Raw genomic sequence first — 19,040 nt, 5'->3', positions numbered from 1 at the left:
AGAGGGCCGTCAGGGCTTCGCGGACGCGCCGGCGCGCGGTGGGGACGGGCGCGGTCCCGAGGGACCGTATTCGAGGATCCGCGCCCGTCCCGCGGTCACCGTCGGGCGAAGGCCGCGACGGGGTTCTTGAGGGTGCCGATCAGCTGGAGGGCCGCCGCCGGGTCGGCGAGGTCGACCATCTGCTTGTTGTTGCGCAGCTGGAGCCGGTTGAGGCAGGACAGCTGGAACTCCTGCGCGAAGAGGTCGTAGCGGGCGAAGCGCTCCTCCAGGGCCGGCATGGAGTCCTGGTACTCGTGGGCGCAGTCGGCGACCGCGCGCCAGAAGGTCTCCTCCTCGCAGATGCCCTCCGTCGCCAGGATCGAGCCCAGGAAGCGGAAGAAGCAGTCGAAGACGTCCGTGAAGACGGACAGGAGCTTCATGTCCTCCGGGATGTCGGCCCGCACGCGCTCCACGGCCGGCGGCAGGACCGCGTCCGGGTCCATGACCACGATCTCCTCGGCGATGTCCTTGAAGATCGCCCGCTGCACGACGCCGTCCTTGATGACCAGGATGGTGTTCTCGCCGTGCGGCATGTACGCGAGGTCGTACTGGTAGAAGCAGTGCAGCAGCGGCAGGAGGTACGCCCGCAGGTACGGCTTCAGCCACTGCTCCGGCGTCAGGCCGGACTCCTCGATCAGCGCGCCCACGAAGGACCGGCCCTCGGAGTCCACGTGCAGGAAGGAGGCCATCGTGGCGAGGCGCTCGCCCTCCGCGAGCCCGTTGACCGGGGACTCGCGCCACAGGGCGGCCAGCATCTTGCGGTACGGCGAGTAGCGGTCCGTGGCCCGCTCGTACTGACGGTGGTGGTAGCCGATCGCCGCGCGCTCGCGGATGATCGAGAAGTCCACCGACTTCAGGACCTCGTCCGACTCGATCAGCTGGTGCAGCCAGTCGTTGATCGCCGGGGTGGCCTCCATGTACGCCGCCGACAGGCCGCGCATGAAGCCCATGTTGAGGACCGAGATGGCGGTCTTCACGTAGTGCTTCGTCGGCGTCGTGGTGTTGAAGAAGGTACGGATCGACTGCTGGGCCAGGTACGCGTCCTCGCCCTCGCCGAGCAGCACCAGGCGGCGATTGGCGATCTCGGCCGCGAAGGTGACCGTGGTCTTGTTCCACCACTGCCAGGGGTGGATCGGCAGGAAGTGGTACTCGGCCGGGTCCAGGCCCAGGCCGGACAGCTTGGCGCCGAAGCCCGCGACGGCGGCCTCGCCCAGCTCGTCGCGCATGAACGAGTCGTGGTCCAGGCCGGCGCCGGCCGTGAAGGTGGAGACGTCCTTGTGGGCCGCGACCCACACCAGGTGCACCGGGCTCGCCGTCTCGGGGGCGTACGAGAGGTACTCGTGCACGCCGAAGCCGAGCCGGCCGTTGTTGGCGACGAAGCAGGGGTGGCCCTCGGTCATGCCCGTCTCGATGTCCTGGAAGGAGGACTTCGCGAGGACCGCGGAGGAGACCTGCGGCTTCGTGTACTTGTAGCCCGAGCCCGCCAGGGTGGAGGAGATCTCCTCCAGGTAGACGGGCAGGACCTCCGCGCTCAGGCCCAGGGCGCGCTGGAGCTCGATGTGGAAGTCGATGGCGTCCAGCGGCAGCTCCTCGCCGGCGCGCAGCCGGGTGATCGAGGACTCCTCGACCGCCCAGTGGTCCAGGGAGTGCAGGACGGCCGTGAAGCGGTACTCGACGTCGCCGTCGTCGGTCGGGACGCGGTAGCGGTCCCCGCCGAGGGGCTCGGGGGTCAGCAGGCGCTCGTGGGAGAACTCCGCGAGGGCCTTGCGGACCAGGGCGCGGTTGGCGCGGTCCCACAGCTCGGGGGAGAGGTGGGAGATGGCGTCGGACAGGCTCATATCGACTCCCGCTGGGTGGCCTCGAACTGCTCGCGGGTGCAGAAGCTGAGGAGGGCGACCTTCTCGGGCTTCTGGACCTCGCGCTCGGGGACGAAGCCGACGGCCTCGTTCAGGGCGTGGACGGCCTTGTTGCCGACGTCGGGCTCGACGACGACGCGCCGGTTGGCGGGGTCGGCGAAGAGGGCGGCCATCACCGTCGTGATCACGGCGCGGGTGAAGCCGCTGATGGGGTTCTCGGTGGGGGCGACGAGGAAGTGCATGCCGACGTCGCCGGGCTGGGCGTCGTAGAGGCCCACCAGCTCCAGGTGCGCCGGGTCGTAGCTCTCCATCAGGAAGGCCGGGCGGCCCTCGTGCAGGCCGATGAAGGCCTGGTGGTGCTCGTGCGTGGTGATGCGCACGTACTCGCGTTCCACCTCGGTGAGCGAGGCGTCCTGCATCATCCAGAACGAGGCCTTGGGATGGGTGACCCAGCCGTGGAGGAGCTCCGCGTCGGAGAAGGGGTCCAGCGGGCGGATCTCGAAGCTGCCCAGGACCGCGTCGACGCGGGTGAAGAGGACTTCGGCGGTGGTGCTCATACGTGCGTGCCTTCCGGGGCGGAGAACTGCTGGAACGCGATGGACTTCTCGACCTTGTAGTACTCGCGGCCGAGCAGCTCTCCGACGATGTACGCGTTGCGGTACGCGGCCATGCCCAGGTCGGGGGAGGTCAGGGAGTGGTTGTGGGTCGTGCCGTTCTGGAGGTAGACCCCGCGGCCGGTGGTGTCCACGCTGTAGTTGCGGGCGGCGTCGAGGCGGCCGCGGCCGTCGAAGTTGAGCCGCTCGCGCACCGGGGCCAGGAAGTCCGGGACGACGTACTTGTAGCCGGTGGCCAGGACCAGGCCCTCGGTGGTGAGGGAGAAGTCCCGCTCCTGCTCCTCCTGGCGCAGCCCCAGGGTGTAGGTGCCCGTGGTGGTGTCGTACGCCGTGCTGTTCAGCGAGGTGTTGGTCAGCAGGGTGGTCGGGACGGGGCCCGGCATGTCGATCTTCTTCTGGTAGAGCAGGTCGAAGATGGCGTTGATCAGGTCGCCGTCGATGCCCTTGAAGAGGTTCTTCTGCTGGGTCTCCAGCCGGTAGCGGGTGTCCTCGGGGAGGGCGTGGAAGTAGTCCACGTACTCCGGGGAGGTCATCTCCAGCGTCAGCTTGGTGTACTCCAGCGGGAAGAAGCGCGGGGAGCGGGTGACCCAGTTCAGCTGGTAGCCGTGGACGTCGATCTCGGCGAGGAGGTCGTAGTAGATCTCCGCCGCGCTCTGACCGGAGCCGATCAGGGTGATCGACTTCTTCTTCTGGAGCTCCGCCTTGTTGGGTACGTAGGCCGAGTTGTGCAGGAAGTCGCCGCCCAGGCCCGCGCAGGCCCCCGGGACGTGGGGCGAGGTGCCGGTGCCCAGGACCAGGCGGCGGGCGCGGTGGGTGTCGCCCTTGTCGGTGTGGACCTCGTACAGGCCGGCGGCCTCGTCGTAGGTGACCTCGGTGACGGAGGTCGAGTACAGGACGTTGTCGAGGCGGTCGGCGGCCCAGCGGCAGTAGTCGTTGTACTCGGCGCGCAGCGGGTAGAAGTTCTCGCGGATGTAGAACGAGTACAGCCGGTCCTTGTCCTTCAGGTAGTTCAGGAAGGAGAAGGGCGAGGTCGGGTCCGCGAGGGTGACCAGGTCCGACATGAACGGCGTCTGGAGGTGCGCGCCGTCCAGGAACATCCCCGCGTGCCACTCGAAGTGCGGCTTCGACTCGATGAACAGACCGCTCAGCTCGTCGATCGGCGCGGTGAGGCAGGCGAGTCCCAGGTTGAAGGGACCGAGGCCGATACCGATGAAGTCGTGGGGCTCAGTGGTGGACGGCAAGGGATTCTCCCAGGAACTGCTCGGCGTGTGCGGCGAGGAGGTCGAGGACGGCAGCGATGTCGGCCGTCGTGGTCTGCGGGTTGAGGAGGGTGAACTTCAGGTACTGCCTGCCGTCCACCTTGGTGCCGGCGACGACGGCCTCACCGGAGGCGAACAGCGCCTTGCGGGCGTGCAGCTGGGCCTCGTCGAGGTGGTCGGCGGGGACCTCCTCGCCGGGCAGGTAGCGGAAGACGAGGGTGGAGATCTGCGGCTTGACGACGACCTCGAAGCGCGGGTCGGCGTCGATGACCTCCCAGCCGGCGGCGGCCAGGTCGACGACCTGGTCGAAGAGGGAGCCGAGGCCGTCGGCGCCCATGACGCGCAGGGTCATCCAGAGCTTGAGGGCGTCGAAGCGGCGCGTGGTCTGGATGGACTTGTCGACCTGGTTGGGGATGCGCTCCTCGGCCATGCGACGCGGGTTGAGGTAATCCGCGTGGTACGTGGCGTGCTTGAGGGTGTCGCGGTCGCGGACCAGCATGGCGCTGGAGCTGACGGGCTGGAAGAACGACTTGTGGTAGTCGACCGTGACCGAGTTCGCCTGCTCGATGCCGTCGAGGAGGTGCCGGCGGGTGGGGGAGATCAGCAGGCCGCAGCCGTAGGCGGCGTCCACGTGCATCCACGCGGAGTGCTCGGCCGTCAGGCGGGCGATCTCGGGGAGCGGGTCGATGGACCCGAAGTCGGTGGTGCCGGCGGTGGCGACGACGGCCATCGGGAAGAGGCCCTCGGAGGCGCAGTTCTCCAGCTCCAGCGCGAGGACGGAGGTGTCCATGCGGCGGTTGCGGTCGACGGGCACGGAGATGACGGCCTCGTACCCCAGGCCCAGCATGGCGGCCGACTTCTTCACGCTGAAGTGGCTGGCCTCGGAGGTGAAGATGCGCAGCTTCGGCAGCAGTTCGGCCTTGGTCAGGCCGATGCCGACCTCCTGGGCCCGCTGCATGACGATGCGGCAGGCCTCGTCGCGGGCCAGCAGCAGCGCGTGGAAGTTGGACTGGCTGCCACCGGAGGTGAAGATGCCGTCCGCGCCCTCGCCGAAGCCGATGCGGCCGGCGGTCCACTCGATCAGGCGGCGCTCGATGAGCGTGCCGCCGATGGACTGGTCCCAGGTGTCGAGGGAGGAGTTGACGGCCGACAGGACGGCCTCGCCGACCACCGCGGGGATGACCACCGGGCAGTTGAGGTGGCCCAGGTAGCGCGGGTGGTGGAAGTAGACGGCGTCGCGCAGGTAGACGTCCTCCAGCTCGGCGAGCGCGGCGGAGGCGTCGCCCAGCGGGGCGTCGAGGTCGATCCCGTTGATGACCGGAGCGAGCTCGTCGACGGATATCCCGGTGTGGGGCCGTTCCGTGGTGGCGAGTTTGGCGGCGACGCGGTCGACGCCCTCGGTGACAGAACGACGGTAGAGATCCGCGGTCGTCTCGTTCAGCAGATGCTGGCGCATCAACTTTCCTCCGGGCAGGGGCAGAAGGGGTGTGGGGTGCGACGATTAGGTTAGCCTAACCTAATCGTCAAACCAAATGCAGAAGGGCCCCGACCGAAGTCGGGGCCCTTCTGTGAACTTCCCTGATGGGGCGTCGAGTTGTGCGATGACGATCCGGCGCGGCTACAGCTCGGCCGTCGGGTCCTCGCTGGCCGCCTGGCCCGCGTACGCCTCGGCGAGGAGCTGCTCCTCGCTGGCGCCGAGCCTCCAGTAACCGGTGAAGCGCACCGCGCGCCGGTCGACGGAACGTTCCTGCACCAGGTGGCGGCGTACCGCGCGGATGGTGCCGGCCTCGCCCGCGAGCCAGGCGTACGGGGTCGCGCCGGCCGGCAGGTCCGCGGAGCGGATCTCCTCGACCACGCGCTCGGCCCGCTCCCGGCCCGTGTCCGCCGCGCGCACGATCCACGTGACGTCCAGGTCGGCGGGGGTGTGCAGGTCGATCCGGTCGTCCTCGTGCGGGACCTCGAACCAGGCCTTCACCGGGGTGCCCGCCTCCAGCCGCTCCAGGATGGCCGCGGCGGCCGGCAGGGCGGTCTCGTCCGCGTACATCAGGAGGGAGTCGGTGGCGGCCGGCGGCTGGAAGCGCACCGACTTGTTCTGCGCGACGGCCGGGCCGATCGCCATGATCCGGCGGCCGGTGACCGCCCCGCCCGCCCAGCGGGAGGCCGGGGAGGAGTCCCCGTGCAGGACGAAGTCGATGTCGACCTCGTCCACGCCCGCGTCCGTACGCCGCTGCTCGCGCACCGTGTACGAGCGCATCACCGGGCGCTCCTCGTCCGGCATCTCGCGCCAGGCGCCGAACCAGGTGTCCGCGTCGGTGGACGGCAGTTCGGTGTGCTCCCGGTCCGCGGGCGGCAGGAAGAGCGACAGGCTCTGGTCAAAGCCGCCCGAGCGGAAGTCCGCGAGGGACTCCCCGCCGAACGTGACGCGCAGGAACGAGTGCCCGATCCGGCGGGTGCGCAGCACTTCGAAGGTGAAGAAGCGGAAGTGCAGGGCGGCCGGGATGTCGGACGCGGTGGCGGTCATGCGGAGAGTCCCCCCAGGGATTGCGGTGTGGCGCGGCCGGCGCCGTGGATCAGGCCGAGGGTCAGCCGACCTTCTTGGCGTTCTGGATGGTCTTCGCGAGGTCCTCCAGGATCTGGGCGCACTTCTCGTACGAGAAGATCGGCTCGGTCACGCGCGGCGCGACCTGACCGGCCTTGACGGCGGGGAGCTCGGCCCAGGTGGGCTTGGACTTCAGGGCCTCGGGCTGGAGGGTGGCGCTGCGGTTGTCCAGGAGGACGACGTCGGCCTTGTACTTGCCGGCGTTCTCCCAGCTGAGGCTCTCGAAGAAGCCGCCCGCGTCCAGCTTGTCCTGCTCGGGGGCGACGAACTCGACGCCGAGGGACTCGAAGTACTTCAGGTCCGCGGAGGTCTTCGGGGTGGAGACGTAGAACATCTGGTCCGCGCCGGAGCCGACGAGCACCTTGATGCCCGGGTTGGCCTTGGTGGCCTCGCGCAGCTTGGCGGAGGCGGCCTCGAAGCGGGCCTTGGCGTCGGCGGTCTTCTTGGCGTTCAGGTCCGCGCCCAGGGACTTGGCGAGCTCCGCGGTGCGGGCCAGGGCGGTGTCCATGGACACGTTGCCGCCCACGCCGACGGCGGCGGCCGGGGCCAGCTTCAGGATCTTGTCCTTGGAGGCCTCGGGGACGTACCAGTACGTGCCGTCCCAGGTGTTGGTGACGAGCAGGTCGGGCTGGAGGGCCGCGTACTTCTCGACGTTGAACTCGTCGTAGACGTTGCCGAGGATCTCCACCTTGGAGATGTCCATCGTGCCCGCCTGCGGGTCCGGCTTGCCGTCGGCCAGCTTGGTCGGGCCGAAGACGCCCTTGACCTGGACGCCGTAGTCGGAGAGCGCGGCGGCGGTGCCGGTGAAGGCGACGATGTTCTTCGGCGTGGACTTCGCGGTGACGTCCTTGCCCAGGTCGTCCTTGAAGGTCCAGGGGCCCGACGCCGCGGCGGTGGCGCCCTTGTCGCCCGAGGCGTCCTTCGCCTTGTCGGTGCCGCCGCAGGCCGCGAGGGCCGCGACGAGCCCGAGGGCGCCGCCGGTCGCGATGAGGCCGCGGCGGGTGAGGAAGGAGCTTCTGGGCTTGGGCATGTCGAATTCCGCTTTCGTGCGTGCAGGGGCGACCACGGGACACGAGGCCGTTCGTGGGGAAGGTTAGCCTAACCTTGTCCCAAAACAGTAAGGGGACCCTAATAATTTTCGGGTCCCCTCGCCGTCAGCGTGTTCCGCGGCCCATCGATCAGCCGGTGAAGCCCAGCTCACGGGCGATCAGCATGCGCTGGACCTCGCTCGTGCCCTCGCCGATCTCCAGGATCTTCGAGTCCCGCCACATGCGGGCCACCGGGTACTCGTTCATGAACCCGTAGCCGCCGTGGATCTGCGTGGCGTCACGGGCGTTGTCCACGGCCACCGTGGAGGAGTACAGCTTCGCGATGGCCGCCTCCTTCTTGAACGGCTCGCCGGCCACCAGCCGCGAGGCGGCGTCGCGCCACCCGATGCGCGCCATGTGGGCGCGCGTCTCCATGTCGGCCAGCTTGAACTGGATGGCCTGGTTGTCGCCGATCGGCCGGCCGAACGCCCTGCGCTCCTTCGCGTACTTCACCGACTCGTCGACGCAGCCCTGCGCGAGACCGGTGGCCAGCGCCGAGATCGCGATCCGGCCCTCGTCCAGGATCCGCAGGAACTGCGCGTAGCCGCGCCCCTCCTGACCCACCAGGTTCGACAGCGGCACGCGCACGTCGGAGAAGGACAGCTCGCGGGTGTCGGAGGAGTTCCAGCCGACCTTCGAGTACGGCGCGGCCACCGTGAAGCCCGGCGTGCCGGACGGGACGATGATCGAGGAGATCTCCGGACGGCCGTCCGCCTTGCGGCCCGTGACGGCCGTGACGGTGACCAGCCCGGTGATGTCGGTGCCGGAGTTGGTGATGAAGCACTTCGAGCCGTTGATCACCCACTCGTCGCCGTCCTTGACGGCCGTGGTGCGGGTGCCGCCCGCGTCGGAGCCGCCGTCCGGCTCGGTGAGCCCGAAGGCGCCGAGGACCTCGCCGGAGCACATCTTCGGCAGCCACTCCCGCTTCTGCTCCTCGGTGCCGAACAGGTGGATCGGCATGGCGCCGAGCGAGACGCCCGCCTCCAGGGTGATGGCGACCGAGGAGTCGACGCGGGCCAGCTCCTCCAGGGCGATGCCGAGCGCGAGGTAGTCGCCGCCCATGCCGCCGTACTCCTCGGGGAAGGGCAGGCCGAACAGGCCCATGCGGCCCATCTCGCGGACGATCTCGTACGGGAACTCGTGGCGCTCGTACAGGTCGCCGATCTTCGGCGCGACGACGTCGTGCGCGAACGCCTCGACGGTGCGGCGGAGTTCCTCGTGCTCGGGGGTGAGCCGGTGGTCGAGGGCCATGGTGTTCGTTACTCCTTGTGGGAGAGGGCGCGGACGGTACGGGAGGGGCTGGGGCGTCCCAGCCGTTCGGCCATCCACACGCTCGTGGCGGTGAGGGCGGCCAGGTCGACCCCGGTCTCGATGCCGAGGCCGTCGAGCATCCACACCAGGTCCTCGGTCGCGAGGTTGCCGGTGGCGCTCTTGGCGTACGGGCAGCCGCCGAGGCCGCCCGCGGAGGCGTCGACGGTGGTCACGCCGTGCTGGAGCGCGGCGAGGGTGTTGGAGAGGGCCTGGCCGTAGGTGTCGTGGAAGTGGACGCCGACCCGGTCGGTGCCCACGCCCGCGCCGTTCAGGGCCGAGAGCAGCTCCCGCACGTGGCCGGGCGTGGCGACGCCGATGGTGTCGCCGAGGCTCAGCTCGTCACAGCCGAGGTCGAGGAGGGCCTTGGCCACGCGGACGACCTGCCCGACGGGAACCGCGCCCTCCCAGGGGTCGCCGAAGCACATCGAGAGGTAGCCGCGGACGTGGGCCCCCTCCTGACGGGCGCGGGCCACGACGGGCTCGAACATGGCGAGGGACTCGTCGACGGTGCGGTTCAGGTTGCGCGCGGCGAAGGTCTCCGTGGCCGAGCCGAAGACGGCGATCCGGGTGGCGCCCAGGGCGAGCGCGCGGTCCAGGCCGCGCTCGTTGGGCACCAGCACGGGCAGGTCGGCCGGCACGTCGGCCAGGAGCGGGAAGAGCCGCTCGGCGTCGGCCAGCTGCGGCACCCACTTGGGGTGCACGAAGCTGGTGGCCTCGACGGTCGTCAGCCCGGCGGCGGCCAGGCGGTGGACGAACTCCGCCTTCACCTCGGTCGGCACCGCCGTCTTCTCGTTCTGCAGTCCGTCGCGGGCGCCGACCTCGTGGATCCGCACCCGGGCGGGCAGTCCGGCGGCGGGCACCGTCATGGGCAGGCCGTTCACGCGCCCTCCTCGCTCGCCTCGGGGGTGACCACGGCCAGGATCTGGTCCATGGCCACGGTGGTGCCGGGGGTGACGTCGAGTTCGGTGACCGTGCCGGCGTGCGGGGCGGCGATGACGTGCTCCATCTTCATCGCCTCGACGACCAGCAGGCTCTGCCCGGCGGCCACGGCGTCCCCGACGGCCACCTTGACGACGGTCACGGTGCCCGGCATCGGGGCGGCCAGCGTGTCGGCGCCGGAGCGGCCCGCGCCGCCCAGGCTCGCGGTGACCGGGTCGTGGCCCTGGACGTGCCAGGAGTCGCCCTCGCGGCCCAGCCAGGTCCCCTCGGGGGAGGCGGCGTGGGCGAAGGTGTGGGTGACCCCGTCGAGTTCGACGGTGACGCGGTCGGCGGAGCGGGCCACGATCCGGCCACGGGCCCCGTACGCCGGCGACGCCGGATCCGTGCCGGCCTCGGTGAGCAGGAGCTCCGTCAGCCCGTCCGAGGGGCGGGTGCGGACCTCGACCGGGTCCTGGCCCGGGAGGCGGAAGTGGCGGACCGTCCAGGCCGGGGTGCCGCCCAGGCGCCAGCCGCTCGGCGCGTCGAAGGGGTCGAGCCACCCGCGCGGCCCCTCGGGCGTCCGCGCGGCGGGTACGGACAGCAGCGCGGCCGCCGCGTACACCTCCGGCGGGACCCCCGCGGGCAGGAGCGTCGGCAGGTCGCGCTCGACCAGACCGGTGTCGAGGTCGCCCGAGACCACCTCGGGGTGGGCCAGCAGCCGGCGCAGGAAGCCCGCGTTGGTCTGCACGCCCAGGATCACGGTGTCCGCCAGCGCGGCCCGCAGCGTGCGCAGCGCGCTCGCCCGGTCGGGACCGTAGGCGATCACCTTCGACAGCATCGGGTCGTACGTGCTGCCGACCGGTACGCCGGCCAGCAGCCCGGAGTCGGTCCGCACGCCCCCGGAGGAGGGCTCGGACAGGGCCAGCACCGTGCCCCCGGAGGGCAGGAACCCGCGCGCCGGGTCCTCCGCGCACACGCGGGCCTCGATCGCGTGGCCGGTCAGGGTGACCTCGGCCTGCCCGAAGCCGAGGCGCTCGCCGGCGGCGACCCGCAGCTGCTGCTCGACCAGGTCCAGGCCGGTGATCAGCTCCGTGACGGGGTGCTCGACCTGGAGGCGGGTGTTCATCTCCATGAAGTAGTACGCGGAGGGGTCCTCGCCCGGGACGATGAACTCGACCGTGCCCGCGCCCACGTACCCGCAGGAACGCGCGGCGTTCACCGCGGCCTCGCCCATCGCCGCCCGGGTCTTCTCGTCCAGCAGGACCGAGGGCGCCTCCTCGATGATCTTCTGGTGGCGGCGCTGGAGCGAGCACTCGCGCTCGCCCAGGTGCACCACGTTGCCGTGGCCGTCCGCCAGGACCTGGATCTCGATGTGGCGCGGCCGGTCGATCCACCGCTCCACGAGCAGGGTGTCGTCGCCGAAGGAGGACCGGGCCTCGCGGCGGGCCGCCGCGATCTCCTCGCCGAGCAGGGCCTCGTCGCGGACCAGGCGCATGCCCTTGCCGCCGCCGCCCGCGGAGGGCTTCAGCAGCACGGGCATGCCGATCTCCCGCGCCGCGGCCGTCAGTTCGCCGTCGCTCAGGCCGCTGCCGGAGGAGCCGGGGACCACCGGGACACCGGCCGCCCGGACCGTCTCCTTGGCCCGGATCTTGTCGCCCATCAGGGAGATCGCCGGGGCCGGCGGACCGATGAAGGCCAGTCCGGCCTCCGCGCAGGCCGCCGCGAAGACGGCGTTCTCGGCGAGGAAGCCGTAGCCCGGGTGGACGGCCTGCGCGCCCGTGCGCCGGGCGGCGTCGATCAACTTCTCCACCGACAGGTAGCTCTCCGCCGCGGCCGCCGGGCCGATCCGGACGGCCGTGTCGGCCTCCCGTACGTGGCGGGCGTCGGCGTCGGCGTCGCTGAAGACGGCCACGGAGCGGATCCCGAGCTCCCGCAGGGTGCGGATGACCCGGACCGCGATCTCGCCCCGGTTCGCGACCAGAACAGTGCTGAACATCAGTGAGGTCCTCACGTCACACGTCACATACGGAAGATGCCGAAGCCCGACTCGCCCAACGGGGCGTTCGCGCACGCGGTCAGGGCCAGTCCCAGCACCTGCCGGGTCTCCATGGGGTCGATGACCCCGTCGTCCCACAGCCGCGCGGTCGCGTAGTAGGCGTTGCCCTGCTCCTCGTACTGCGCCCGGACCGGGGCCTTGAAGGCCTCCTCGTCCTCGGCGGGCCACTCCTGGCCCGCGCCCTCGATCTGGTCCCGCTTGACCGTGGCCAGCACCGAGGCCGCCTGCTCGCCGCCCATGACGGAGATCTTGGCGTTGGGCCACATCCACAGGAAGCGGGGCGAGTAGGCCCGGCCGCACATCGAGTAGTTGCCCGCGCCGTAGCTGCCGCCGACCACCACGGTCAGCTTCGGGACCCGGGCGCAGGCCACGGCCGTGACCATCTTGGCGCCGTGCTTGGCGATGCCGCCCGCCTCGTAGTCGCGGCCGACCATGAAGCCGGAGATGTTCTGGAGGAACAGGAGCGGGATGCCGCGCTGGTCGCACAGCTCGATGAAGTGGGCGCCCTTCTGCGCGGACTCCGAGAAGAGGATGCCGTTGTTGGCGATGATCCCGACCGGGTGGCCGTGGATCCGGGCGAAGCCGGTGACCAGGGTCTGCCCGAACTCCGCCTTGAACTCCTGGAAGCGGGAGCCGTCCACGATCCGGGAGATGATCTCGCGGGCGTCGTAGGGGGTGCGGGAGTCGACCGGGACCGCGCCGTACAGGCCGTACGGGTCCACCTTCGGCTCCTCGGGAGCCTCCACCGACCACGGCAGGGCCGCGCGCTCGGGCAGGGTCGCCACGATGTTGCGCACGATGCGCAGCGCGTGGGCGTCGTCCTCCGCGAGGTGGTCGGTCACCCCGGAGGTACGGGAGTGGACCTCGCCGCCGCCCAGCTCCTCGGCCGTGACCACCTCGCCGGTGGCGGCCTTCACCAGCGGCGGGCCGCCCAGGAAGATCGTGCCCTGGCCGCGCACGATGACGGCCTCGTCGCTCATCGCCGGGACGTACGCGCCGCCCGCCGTGCAGGAGCCGAGGACGGCGGCGATCTGCGGGATCCCGGCGCCCGACATGCGGGCCTGGTTGTAGAAGATGCGGCCGAAGTGCTCCCGGTCGGGGAAGACCTCGTCCTGCATGGGCAGGAAGGCGCCGCCGGAGTCGACCAGGTAGAGGCAGGGGAGACGGTTCTCCAGGGCCACCTCCTGCGCCCGCAGGTGCTTCTTGACCGTCATCGGGTAGTACGTGCCGCCCTTGACGGTGGCGTCGTTGGCGACGATCACGCACTCGCGGCCGCTGACCCGGCCGATCCCCGCGATCACCCCGGCGGCGGGGGCCGCGCCCCCGTACATGCCCTCGGCGGCCAGCGGGGCCAGCTCCAGGAAGGGCGAGCCCGGGTCCAGGAGGGCGTCCACCCGGTCGCGGGGAAGCAGCTTCCCCCGGGCGGTGTGGCGGGCGCGGGCCTTCTCGCCGCCGCCGAGCCGGGCCGCGTCCAGCCGGGCGCGCAGGCCCTCGGCGAGCTCGCGGTGGGCGGCCTCATTGGTCCGCCAGGCCTCGGACGCCGGGTCCGCGGCGCTCGTCAGCACTGGTGCCTGCTGCATCGGTCGAGCTCCCTTGCTCGGTGCATGCTTTGTTAATGAGCGTTAACGCGTGCGGGTCTTAGGTTAACGAGCGCTAACCGCCCTGTCTAGAATGGATTCCCATGAGCACCAGAGCGGCCGCCCCGACCCGTCGCGAGCAGATCCTCAGTGAGGCCGCTCGTCTCTTCGCGGAGCGCGGATTCCACGGCGTCGGCGTGGACGAGATAGGCGCCGCGGTCGGCATCAGCGGCCCCGGCCTGTACCGGCACTTCGCGGGCAAGGACGCGATGCTCGCCGAGCTGCTCGTCGGGATCAGCGAGCGGCTGCTGACCGGCGGTCGACGACGGGTGGAGGAGGCGGCCGGCGGGCCGGAGGAGGTGCTGGCCTCGCTCGTCGAGGGCCACGTCGACTTCGCGCTGGACGACCGGGCGCTGATCATCCTCCACGACCGCGAGCTCGACCGGCTGCGCGAGGCCGACCGCAAGCTCGTGCGCCAGCTCCAGCGGCAGTACGTGGAGCTGTGGGTGGACGTCGTGCGGCAGCTGCACCCCCGGGTGGGCGAAGCGGAGGTGCGGGTCTGCGTGCACGCCGTCTTCGGGCTGCTGAACTCCACCCCGCACCTGGCCTCCCTCGGCCGGGAGGCGACGGAATCGCTGCTGCGCCGCCTCGCGGACGGGGCCTTCGCGGCGCTCTCGCGCTGACGCGCCGGACGATCGACCCAAGGTCCCTCGGGGGGCCTCGGGGGCCCTCGGGGGGTCCTCGGTGGTTCCTCGCGGTCGCGGTCGCCGCCGCCCGGTCCCTCGCCGGTTCTCCGCCCGGTCCGCCGCTCGGTCCGCCGCTCGGTCCGCCGCCCGGTCCGCCGCTCGGTCCGCCGCCCGGTCCGCCGCTCGGGACGGAGCGGACGATTCCGGCTGGACGGCGGCAGAATGGCCGCATGCCAAAGCCGATAGAGACGCCCGTACCCAGCCGCGCCGAGCTCATCGACCACCTGGTCCGCACGCGCATCGCGGGACAGGTCGCCACCCCGCGCGAGAACAACCTGAGCCACTACCGCAAGCTCGCCAACGGAGACCGGCACTACTGGCTGGGCCTGGAGCTCGGCGACCGCTGGGCCGACGAGCAGGACGTCCTGGCCGTGATGGCCGAGCGTTGCGGGGTCGTCGACGACGCCGCCTACCGCTTCGGGCAGGACACCATCGACCCCGAGCTGACCGTGGACGCCCTCGACCGGCTCGCGGCCCGGCTCCACAAGGCGGCCCTCGACCGCCACAGCGTGCTGTTCGCCACCGGCCACCCCGGGGGCCTGCTCGACGTCCACCGGGCCACGGCCGCCGCCCTGCGCGCCACGGGCTGCGAGATCGTGGTCATCCCGCAGGGGCTCGTCGCCGACGAGGGCTCGGTGTGGCAGTTCGCCGACGTGGCCGTGCTGGAGCGGGGCGCGACCCTGTGGCACACCCACTCGCCGGCGCCGATGGCGGCGATCCTGGACGCGCTCGCCGCGCAGGGCCGACCGCAGCCGGACCTCGTCGTCGCCGACCACGGCTGGGCGGGCTGCGCCGCGCAGCGCGGGGTGGACGCGGTGGGGTACGCCGACTGCAACGACCCGGCGCTGTTCCTCGCCGAGGCGGAGGGCACCCTCCAGGTGGCGGTCCCGCTGGACGACCACGTGCGCGACCCGCGCTTCTACGACCCGATGGTCGCCTACCTGCTCTCGGCGGCCGGCCTGCTGTAGGACGGCGCTGCGGGGCGGCCCGCTGTGGGCGGGCCCGGCCCGCCCCCCCCGGCGAACGGTCAGGCGAGCCAGCCGCGGGTGATCCCCTGGACGGCCGAACCGTCGAGGTCGGCCAGCTTGGGCGCGAGGAAGCCCCGCGCCCAGTCGGAGGTCTGGATCCGGAAGGGCACCGTCTCGGCGGTGAGCGCCTCGACGACCGGCGCCGCCGCCTCCCGCGGGGTCTGGGGGCGGCTGCCGAAGGCCTCCATGGCGTGGTCGATGTACCCCCGCAGGGCGGGCGCGTACGGACCGGCCTCGGCGAGCAGGGTCGGCACGTCGAGGCCCACGTTGGCCACGAACTCGCTGGAGACGGCCCCCGGTTCGACGACGGCGACCTGTACGCCGGTGCTCGCGGCGACCGGGGCGAGGGACTCCATGAACCCCTCGACGGCGAACTTGGCCGCGCAGTAGGCCTCGTTGAACGGCTGGCCGACGACGCCGCCGACGCTGGTCACGGTGACGACCCGGCCGCCCGAGGCGCGCAGGTGCGGCAGGGCCGCCCGGGTCAGTTCGACGACGCCGAAGAAGTTGACCTCCATCACCTCGCGGACCCGCTCCATGTCGTGCCGCTCGATGGTGCCGACGAAGCCCGCGCCCGCGTTGTTCACGACGGCGTCGAGGTGCCCGTGTTCGGCGACGACCTCGGCGACGCACGTGGCCACGGACCGCGCGTCGGTCACGTCCAGGCGCTTGACCTGTACGAGGTCGGTGACCCCGGCCTCGGCGGCGGCCGCGCGCAGGGCGTCGGCCCGGCCGGTGTCGCGCATGGTGGCGATGACGTGCAGCCCGGCCTCGGCGGCGGCGACGGCCGCGGCGAGGCCGATGCCCGTGGAGGTACCGGTGACGAGGACGGTCTTGGCGGAGGTCATGTGGGGTCTCCCGACGGGGTGGTTCATGGGGGCGGGCCCTGGGGGCATGTCTGTGCGTGCACACACACATTAGGAGGTGTGTGCGTGTGCACGCAACCCCGGTATCCTGTGACCATGGCGAACAACGAGCTGACCTCGGCGGGTCTCACCCCGCGCGACCACGCCTTCTACGGTCTCGTCTGGGCCGGTACGACCCTGACCGCCCGGGTCGACCAGGCCCTCACCCGGCGGCACGACCTGCCGCTGTCCTGGTTCGAGGTCATGCTGTGGCTGCACGCCCACGACGAGCCGATCGCCTCCTCCGAACTGGGCGCCAAGACGCTGCTCAGCCGCAGCCAGGTCTCCCGCGTCGCCGACTCCCTCCAGGCCCGCGGCCTGGTCGAGCGCGTCCCCTCGCCGACCGACGCCCGGTCCGTGCGCATCGCCCTCACCGAAGCCGGCCGCCGGGCCTACGCGGAGGCCGACGCCACCCGCCGCGAAGCCCTCGCCGAGGTCTTCGACGACCGGCTCGACGACGCCGACATAGCCGCCCTGCGCACCGTGTGGACCAAGCTGAAGGACAAGCCGGCCGTGTGACCGCCCGTCGGGCACGCCCGACGCGGACCCGGCCCGGTGTCGGTGGCGGCGGCTAGCGTCGCCGCCATGAGCGAAGCCGCCGATCCGCCCCGCCCGCCGGACCCCCGCCGCGCACTGCTCGCCCGCGCCGACGCCCCCGGCCTGCCGCCCGGCACCCTGATCACCCGCCCCGCGCGCCGCCGGCCGCTGCTGCGCCGTCGCCGCCCGGAGCCGCTGCTGTGGCTGTCCGACGGGCCGGTGGAGGACCCCGCGGGCGGACGGTCCGTGCCCCCCGGGCTCACCCCCGTCCTGCTCCACGACCGCCCGAACCTGGAGGAGTGGTGGCGCACGGGGGCCCTGGACCCGGGCCGGGCCTCCGACCCCGACGACCACGACGCCGAGGCGGTGCTGGGGGAGTACTGGGACGCGGTGGTCCCCGACCCCGAGGAGGGCGCCGAGGGCGAGGAGCTGATCGCCCCCTTCGGCCGCGCCCGCCCGCCCCTGGCCCCGCACGGGGCCCCCGATCCCGAGGGGAACCCCGAGGCCGGGGCGCGGGCGACGGCCCGCGCGCTGCTCGCCGAGGGCTGGTTCGGCCGGCCGCGCCTGGCGCTCGTACCCGCCGCCCGCCCCGCCGACGTACCGGCCGTCCTCGGTTGGTCCGGTCCGGTGAACCACGAGGGCGACACCGCCAGGATCAGCGCCGTCCTGCGCTCCTGGGAGGACCGCTTCGGCGCCCGGCTGCTCGCCCTCGGCTTCGACCGGCTCGACCTGTACGTGGCGGCCCCGCCCCGGACCCCCGCCGACGTCCTGGCCGTGGCCGCGGAGCACTTCGCGTTCTGCCCGGACAACGTGTGGCAGGGGTCCGGCACGGTCGCGGCCTACGCCGAGGAGGGCGTGGCGGGCAGCTCGCACTGGTCGTTCTGGTGGGACTGAGCCCGATCGTCCGGGCTCAGCGCAGCGGAGCCGCCAGGGGCGCGGGCAGCGCCGGTCCGGTCTTCGGGAGCGTCGGGCGCGTCGGCGCGGACGGTGCCGGAGCGGCCGGAGCGGGGGCCCGGCGCTCGGGGGACGCGGGCGCCGCCCCCTTCGGAGCGGGGGTCGGCGCGGTCTTGCCGCACAGGGCGAGGCCCATGTAGTCCACCACGGCCGCGTCGGCCGGGTGGGGCAGGAAGACGGTGCCGGTCTCGTCGACGCGCTGGTACTTCATCAGGTTGTAGCCGATGCTGAACTGGCGGGACCCGTCCGGGCTCGACAGGCTCCAGGTGCCGGCGCCCCACACGCCCCCGTCGTGCCCCCAGACCGGACCGCACGGCGTGTCCATGGTGTAGATGCCGAGACCGTAGTGCATGGCCACCTTGCCCGCCGGGTCCCTGACCTCGACGGTGGTGCGCATCTGATCCAGCTGTCGGCGCGGCAGCAGATCGCCCGTCAGCAGCGCCCGGTAGAAGGTGTTGAGGTCCTGCGTGGTGGAGACGAGCGCGCCGGCGGTGCCCGCCCAGGTCATGTTGTAGTCGCTGTAGTCGCGCGGCGGGTCGATCAGCCCGTAGAAGTTCTCGTACATCTTGGAGTGCGCGCCCCGGATCCGCGGGTCGGTGCCCGGGAAGTAGGTGTCGCGCAGGCCCGCCTTGCGGATGACGTCCTTGGTGATCAGCCGCTCGGGGTCCTGACCGGTCACCTCGCGCAGGATCTCGCCCAGCACGATGTAGTTGGTGTTGGAGTAGGACCACTTGGCGCCGGGCTCGTTGACCTGGGGCCGGGCCAGACCGAAGCGGATCAGCTCGGTCGGCGCGATCGTGCGGTGGCGGAACTCGTCCAGGCTCTCCGTGGTGTTCTTCTGCTCCAGGGAGGGGAAGGCGTCCAGGATGTAGTCGGAGATGCCGCTCGTGTGGTTCAGCAGCATGCGCACGGTGACCTTGCGGCCCCGCTCGCCCGGCACCAGCTCGGGCACGTAGTCGCCGACGGGCCGGTCGAGCCCGATGCGGCCCTTCGCCGACTGCTGGAGCACGGCGACGGAGGTGAAGGTCTTCGTGACGCTGCCGACGCGGTGGCGCATGTCGGCGCGGACCGGGCGGCGGGTGTCCACGTCGGCGACACCGGAGGCGCCGTCGAAGCGCTCGCGGCCGTCACGGACCGAGGAGTAGACGCCGAAGATGCCCGCCTCGTGGATCCTGTCCAGGCCGGTGCGCAGCCCGTCCCGGTCGAGCCGGCGTTCGGTGGCCGAGGCGCTGCGCCCGTCGGCGCGGTCGGCGGCCGTCGCGGCCGGCGCGAGACCCGCCAGCAGGGCGACGGTCACGGCGCCCGCCGCGACGGTGCGGCGCAGCCGGCGCGCGGGCCGGACCGCGGCCCGGTCGGCGGTCGGGGCGGTGGCGGAGGTGCGGTCGGCAGGACGGGTGGGACGCACGGCGGCTCCTCGTCGGTGGCCCCGTCGGGGCCCGGCGATCAGGGACACCACGAGTCTGGCCGGGGCACCTCGCCGTCCACCTCCTCCGCCAGGACGAACGGGGCGTCAACCGGCAGAAGGAGGAGCACCTTGATATGTCGTTACATTT

At 72.0% G+C, this 19,040-nt stretch carries 16 protein-coding genes; 4 read left to right on the top strand and 12 right to left on the bottom strand.

What is annotated here, in order from left to right; genetic code table 11:
* Window positions 1-95 precede the first annotated feature (95 nt).
* The 10 genes from AB0D01_RS08990 to AB0D01_RS08945 form a co-directional block, all read right to left on the bottom strand.
* Window positions 96-1,877 carry an IucA/IucC family siderophore biosynthesis protein gene (locus tag AB0D01_RS08990; protein ID WP_363054411.1) on the bottom strand — a complete coding sequence of 594 codons (1,782 nt, stop codon included), beginning with the start codon at window positions 1,875-1,877 and terminating at the stop codon, window positions 96-98.
* Entirely contained in the window at window positions 1,874-2,452 is a 579-nt protein-coding gene (locus AB0D01_RS08985) for a GNAT family N-acetyltransferase (protein WP_363054409.1), read from the bottom strand. The genes AB0D01_RS08990 and AB0D01_RS08985 overlap by 4 nt, the downstream gene beginning before the upstream one ends.
* Entirely contained in the window at window positions 2,449-3,750 is a 1,302-nt protein-coding gene (locus tag AB0D01_RS08980) for a SidA/IucD/PvdA family monooxygenase (RefSeq protein WP_363054408.1), read from the bottom strand. The genes AB0D01_RS08985 and AB0D01_RS08980 overlap by 4 nt, the downstream gene beginning before the upstream one ends.
* Window positions 3,734-5,224: an aspartate aminotransferase family protein gene (locus AB0D01_RS08975; protein ID WP_363054407.1), complete on the bottom strand. Its 1,491-nt coding sequence runs from the start codon at window positions 5,222-5,224 to the stop codon at window positions 3,734-3,736. The genes AB0D01_RS08980 and AB0D01_RS08975 overlap by 17 nt, the downstream gene beginning before the upstream one ends.
* A 162-nt stretch (window positions 5,225-5,386) precedes the next feature.
* Window positions 5,387-6,289, bottom strand: coding sequence for a siderophore-interacting protein (locus AB0D01_RS08970; RefSeq protein WP_363054406.1), 903 nt, complete (start codon window positions 6,287-6,289; stop codon window positions 5,387-5,389).
* A 61-nt stretch (window positions 6,290-6,350) separates the two neighbouring features.
* On the bottom strand, window positions 6,351-7,397 hold the full coding sequence (locus AB0D01_RS08965; protein ID WP_363054405.1) for an ABC transporter substrate-binding protein: 1,047 nt from the start codon (window positions 7,395-7,397) through the stop codon (window positions 6,351-6,353).
* Between the two features lie 148 nt (window positions 7,398-7,545).
* A complete protein-coding gene (locus AB0D01_RS08960; RefSeq protein WP_363054404.1) occupies window positions 7,546-8,706 on the bottom strand; it encodes an acyl-CoA dehydrogenase family protein in 1,161 nt (386 codons plus the stop codon).
* An 8-nt stretch (window positions 8,707-8,714) separates the two neighbouring features.
* Window positions 8,715-9,632 carry a hydroxymethylglutaryl-CoA lyase gene (locus AB0D01_RS08955; protein WP_363054537.1) on the bottom strand — a complete coding sequence of 306 codons (918 nt, stop codon included), beginning with the start codon at window positions 9,630-9,632 and terminating at the stop codon, window positions 8,715-8,717.
* An 11-nt stretch (window positions 9,633-9,643) separates the two neighbouring features.
* The gene (locus tag AB0D01_RS08950; protein WP_363054403.1) at window positions 9,644-11,680 is read right to left on the bottom strand and encodes a biotin carboxylase N-terminal domain-containing protein; all 2,037 of its coding nucleotides are present in this window, start codon (window positions 11,678-11,680) and stop codon (window positions 9,644-9,646) included.
* A 23-nt stretch (window positions 11,681-11,703) separates the two neighbouring features.
* Complete coding sequence (locus AB0D01_RS08945; RefSeq protein WP_363054402.1) at window positions 11,704-13,320, bottom strand: carboxyl transferase domain-containing protein; 1,617 nt, start codon at window positions 13,318-13,320, stop codon at window positions 11,704-11,706.
* 101 nt (window positions 13,321-13,421) lie between these two features.
* Here AB0D01_RS08945 and AB0D01_RS08940 point away from each other — a divergent pair, with 101 nt between their 5' ends.
* Window positions 13,422-14,000 carry a TetR/AcrR family transcriptional regulator gene (locus tag AB0D01_RS08940; RefSeq protein ID WP_363054401.1) on the top strand — a complete coding sequence of 193 codons (579 nt, stop codon included), beginning with the start codon at window positions 13,422-13,424 and terminating at the stop codon, window positions 13,998-14,000.
* Window positions 14,001-14,233: 233 nt separating this feature from the next.
* Window positions 14,234-15,031, top strand: coding sequence for a phosphatase (locus AB0D01_RS08935; RefSeq protein WP_363054400.1), 798 nt, complete (start codon window positions 14,234-14,236; stop codon window positions 15,029-15,031).
* Between the two features lie 59 nt (window positions 15,032-15,090).
* Here AB0D01_RS08935 and AB0D01_RS08930 read toward each other — a convergent pair whose 3' ends face one another.
* Window positions 15,091-15,939 carry an SDR family NAD(P)-dependent oxidoreductase gene (locus tag AB0D01_RS08930; protein ID WP_363054399.1) on the bottom strand — a complete coding sequence of 283 codons (849 nt, stop codon included), beginning with the start codon at window positions 15,937-15,939 and terminating at the stop codon, window positions 15,091-15,093.
* Window positions 15,940-16,053: 114 nt separating this feature from the next.
* Here AB0D01_RS08930 and AB0D01_RS08925 point away from each other — a divergent pair, with 114 nt between their 5' ends.
* Window positions 16,054-16,515: a MarR family transcriptional regulator gene (locus AB0D01_RS08925; protein WP_363054398.1), complete on the top strand. Its 462-nt coding sequence runs from the start codon at window positions 16,054-16,056 to the stop codon at window positions 16,513-16,515.
* A 66-nt stretch (window positions 16,516-16,581) separates the two neighbouring features.
* A complete protein-coding gene (locus AB0D01_RS08920) occupies window positions 16,582-17,427 on the top strand; it encodes a DUF4253 domain-containing protein (protein ID WP_363054397.1) in 846 nt (281 codons plus the stop codon).
* A 16-nt stretch (window positions 17,428-17,443) separates the two neighbouring features.
* Here AB0D01_RS08920 and AB0D01_RS08915 read toward each other — a convergent pair whose 3' ends face one another.
* The gene (locus tag AB0D01_RS08915) at window positions 17,444-18,892 is read right to left on the bottom strand and encodes a serine hydrolase domain-containing protein (protein WP_363054396.1); all 1,449 of its coding nucleotides are present in this window, start codon (window positions 18,890-18,892) and stop codon (window positions 17,444-17,446) included.
* Window positions 18,893-19,040 lie beyond the last annotated feature (148 nt).

Origin of the sequence: Streptomyces sp. NPDC048606, from assembly GCF_040650855.1 — a bacterium.
Taxonomy (GTDB): domain Bacteria; phylum Actinomycetota; class Actinomycetes; order Streptomycetales; family Streptomycetaceae; genus Streptomyces.
The sequence above is the reverse complement of the archived record's forward strand: the minus strand, read 5'-3'. Positions and strand labels throughout refer to the sequence as shown.

Bases quoted from the DNA above. Each gene is read 5' to 3' on its own strand.
- AB0D01_RS08990 (WP_363054411.1), bottom strand. From the start codon at position 1,877: ATGAGCCTGTCCGACGCCATCTCCCACCTCTCCCCCGAGCTGTGGGAC.
- AB0D01_RS08985 (WP_363054409.1), bottom strand. From the start codon at position 2,452: ATGAGCACCACCGCCGAAGTCCTCTTCACCCGCGTCGACGCGGTCCTG.
- AB0D01_RS08975 (WP_363054407.1), bottom strand. From the start codon at position 5,224: ATGCGCCAGCATCTGCTGAACGAGACGACCGCGGATCTCTACCGTCGT.
- AB0D01_RS08970 (WP_363054406.1), bottom strand. From the start codon at position 6,289: ATGACCGCCACCGCGTCCGACATCCCGGCCGCCCTGCACTTCCGCTTC.
- AB0D01_RS08965 (WP_363054405.1), bottom strand. From the start codon at position 7,397: ATGCCCAAGCCCAGAAGCTCCTTCCTCACCCGCCGCGGCCTCATCGCG.
- AB0D01_RS08960 (WP_363054404.1), bottom strand. From the start codon at position 8,706: ATGGCCCTCGACCACCGGCTCACCCCCGAGCACGAGGAACTCCGCCGC.
- AB0D01_RS08955 (WP_363054537.1), bottom strand. From the start codon at position 9,632: ATGACGGTGCCCGCCGCCGGACTGCCCGCCCGGGTGCGGATCCACGAG.
- AB0D01_RS08950 (WP_363054403.1), bottom strand. From the start codon at position 11,680: ATGTTCAGCACTGTTCTGGTCGCGAACCGGGGCGAGATCGCGGTCCGG.
- AB0D01_RS08945 (WP_363054402.1), bottom strand. From the start codon at position 13,320: ATGCAGCAGGCACCAGTGCTGACGAGCGCCGCGGACCCGGCGTCCGAG.
- AB0D01_RS08940 (WP_363054401.1), top strand. From the start codon at position 13,422: ATGAGCACCAGAGCGGCCGCCCCGACCCGTCGCGAGCAGATCCTCAGT.
- AB0D01_RS08935 (WP_363054400.1), top strand. From the start codon at position 14,234: ATGCCAAAGCCGATAGAGACGCCCGTACCCAGCCGCGCCGAGCTCATC.
- AB0D01_RS08930 (WP_363054399.1), bottom strand. From the start codon at position 15,939: ATGACCTCCGCCAAGACCGTCCTCGTCACCGGTACCTCCACGGGCATC.
- AB0D01_RS08925 (WP_363054398.1), top strand. From the start codon at position 16,054: ATGGCGAACAACGAGCTGACCTCGGCGGGTCTCACCCCGCGCGACCAC.
- AB0D01_RS08920 (WP_363054397.1), top strand. From the start codon at position 16,582: ATGAGCGAAGCCGCCGATCCGCCCCGCCCGCCGGACCCCCGCCGCGCA.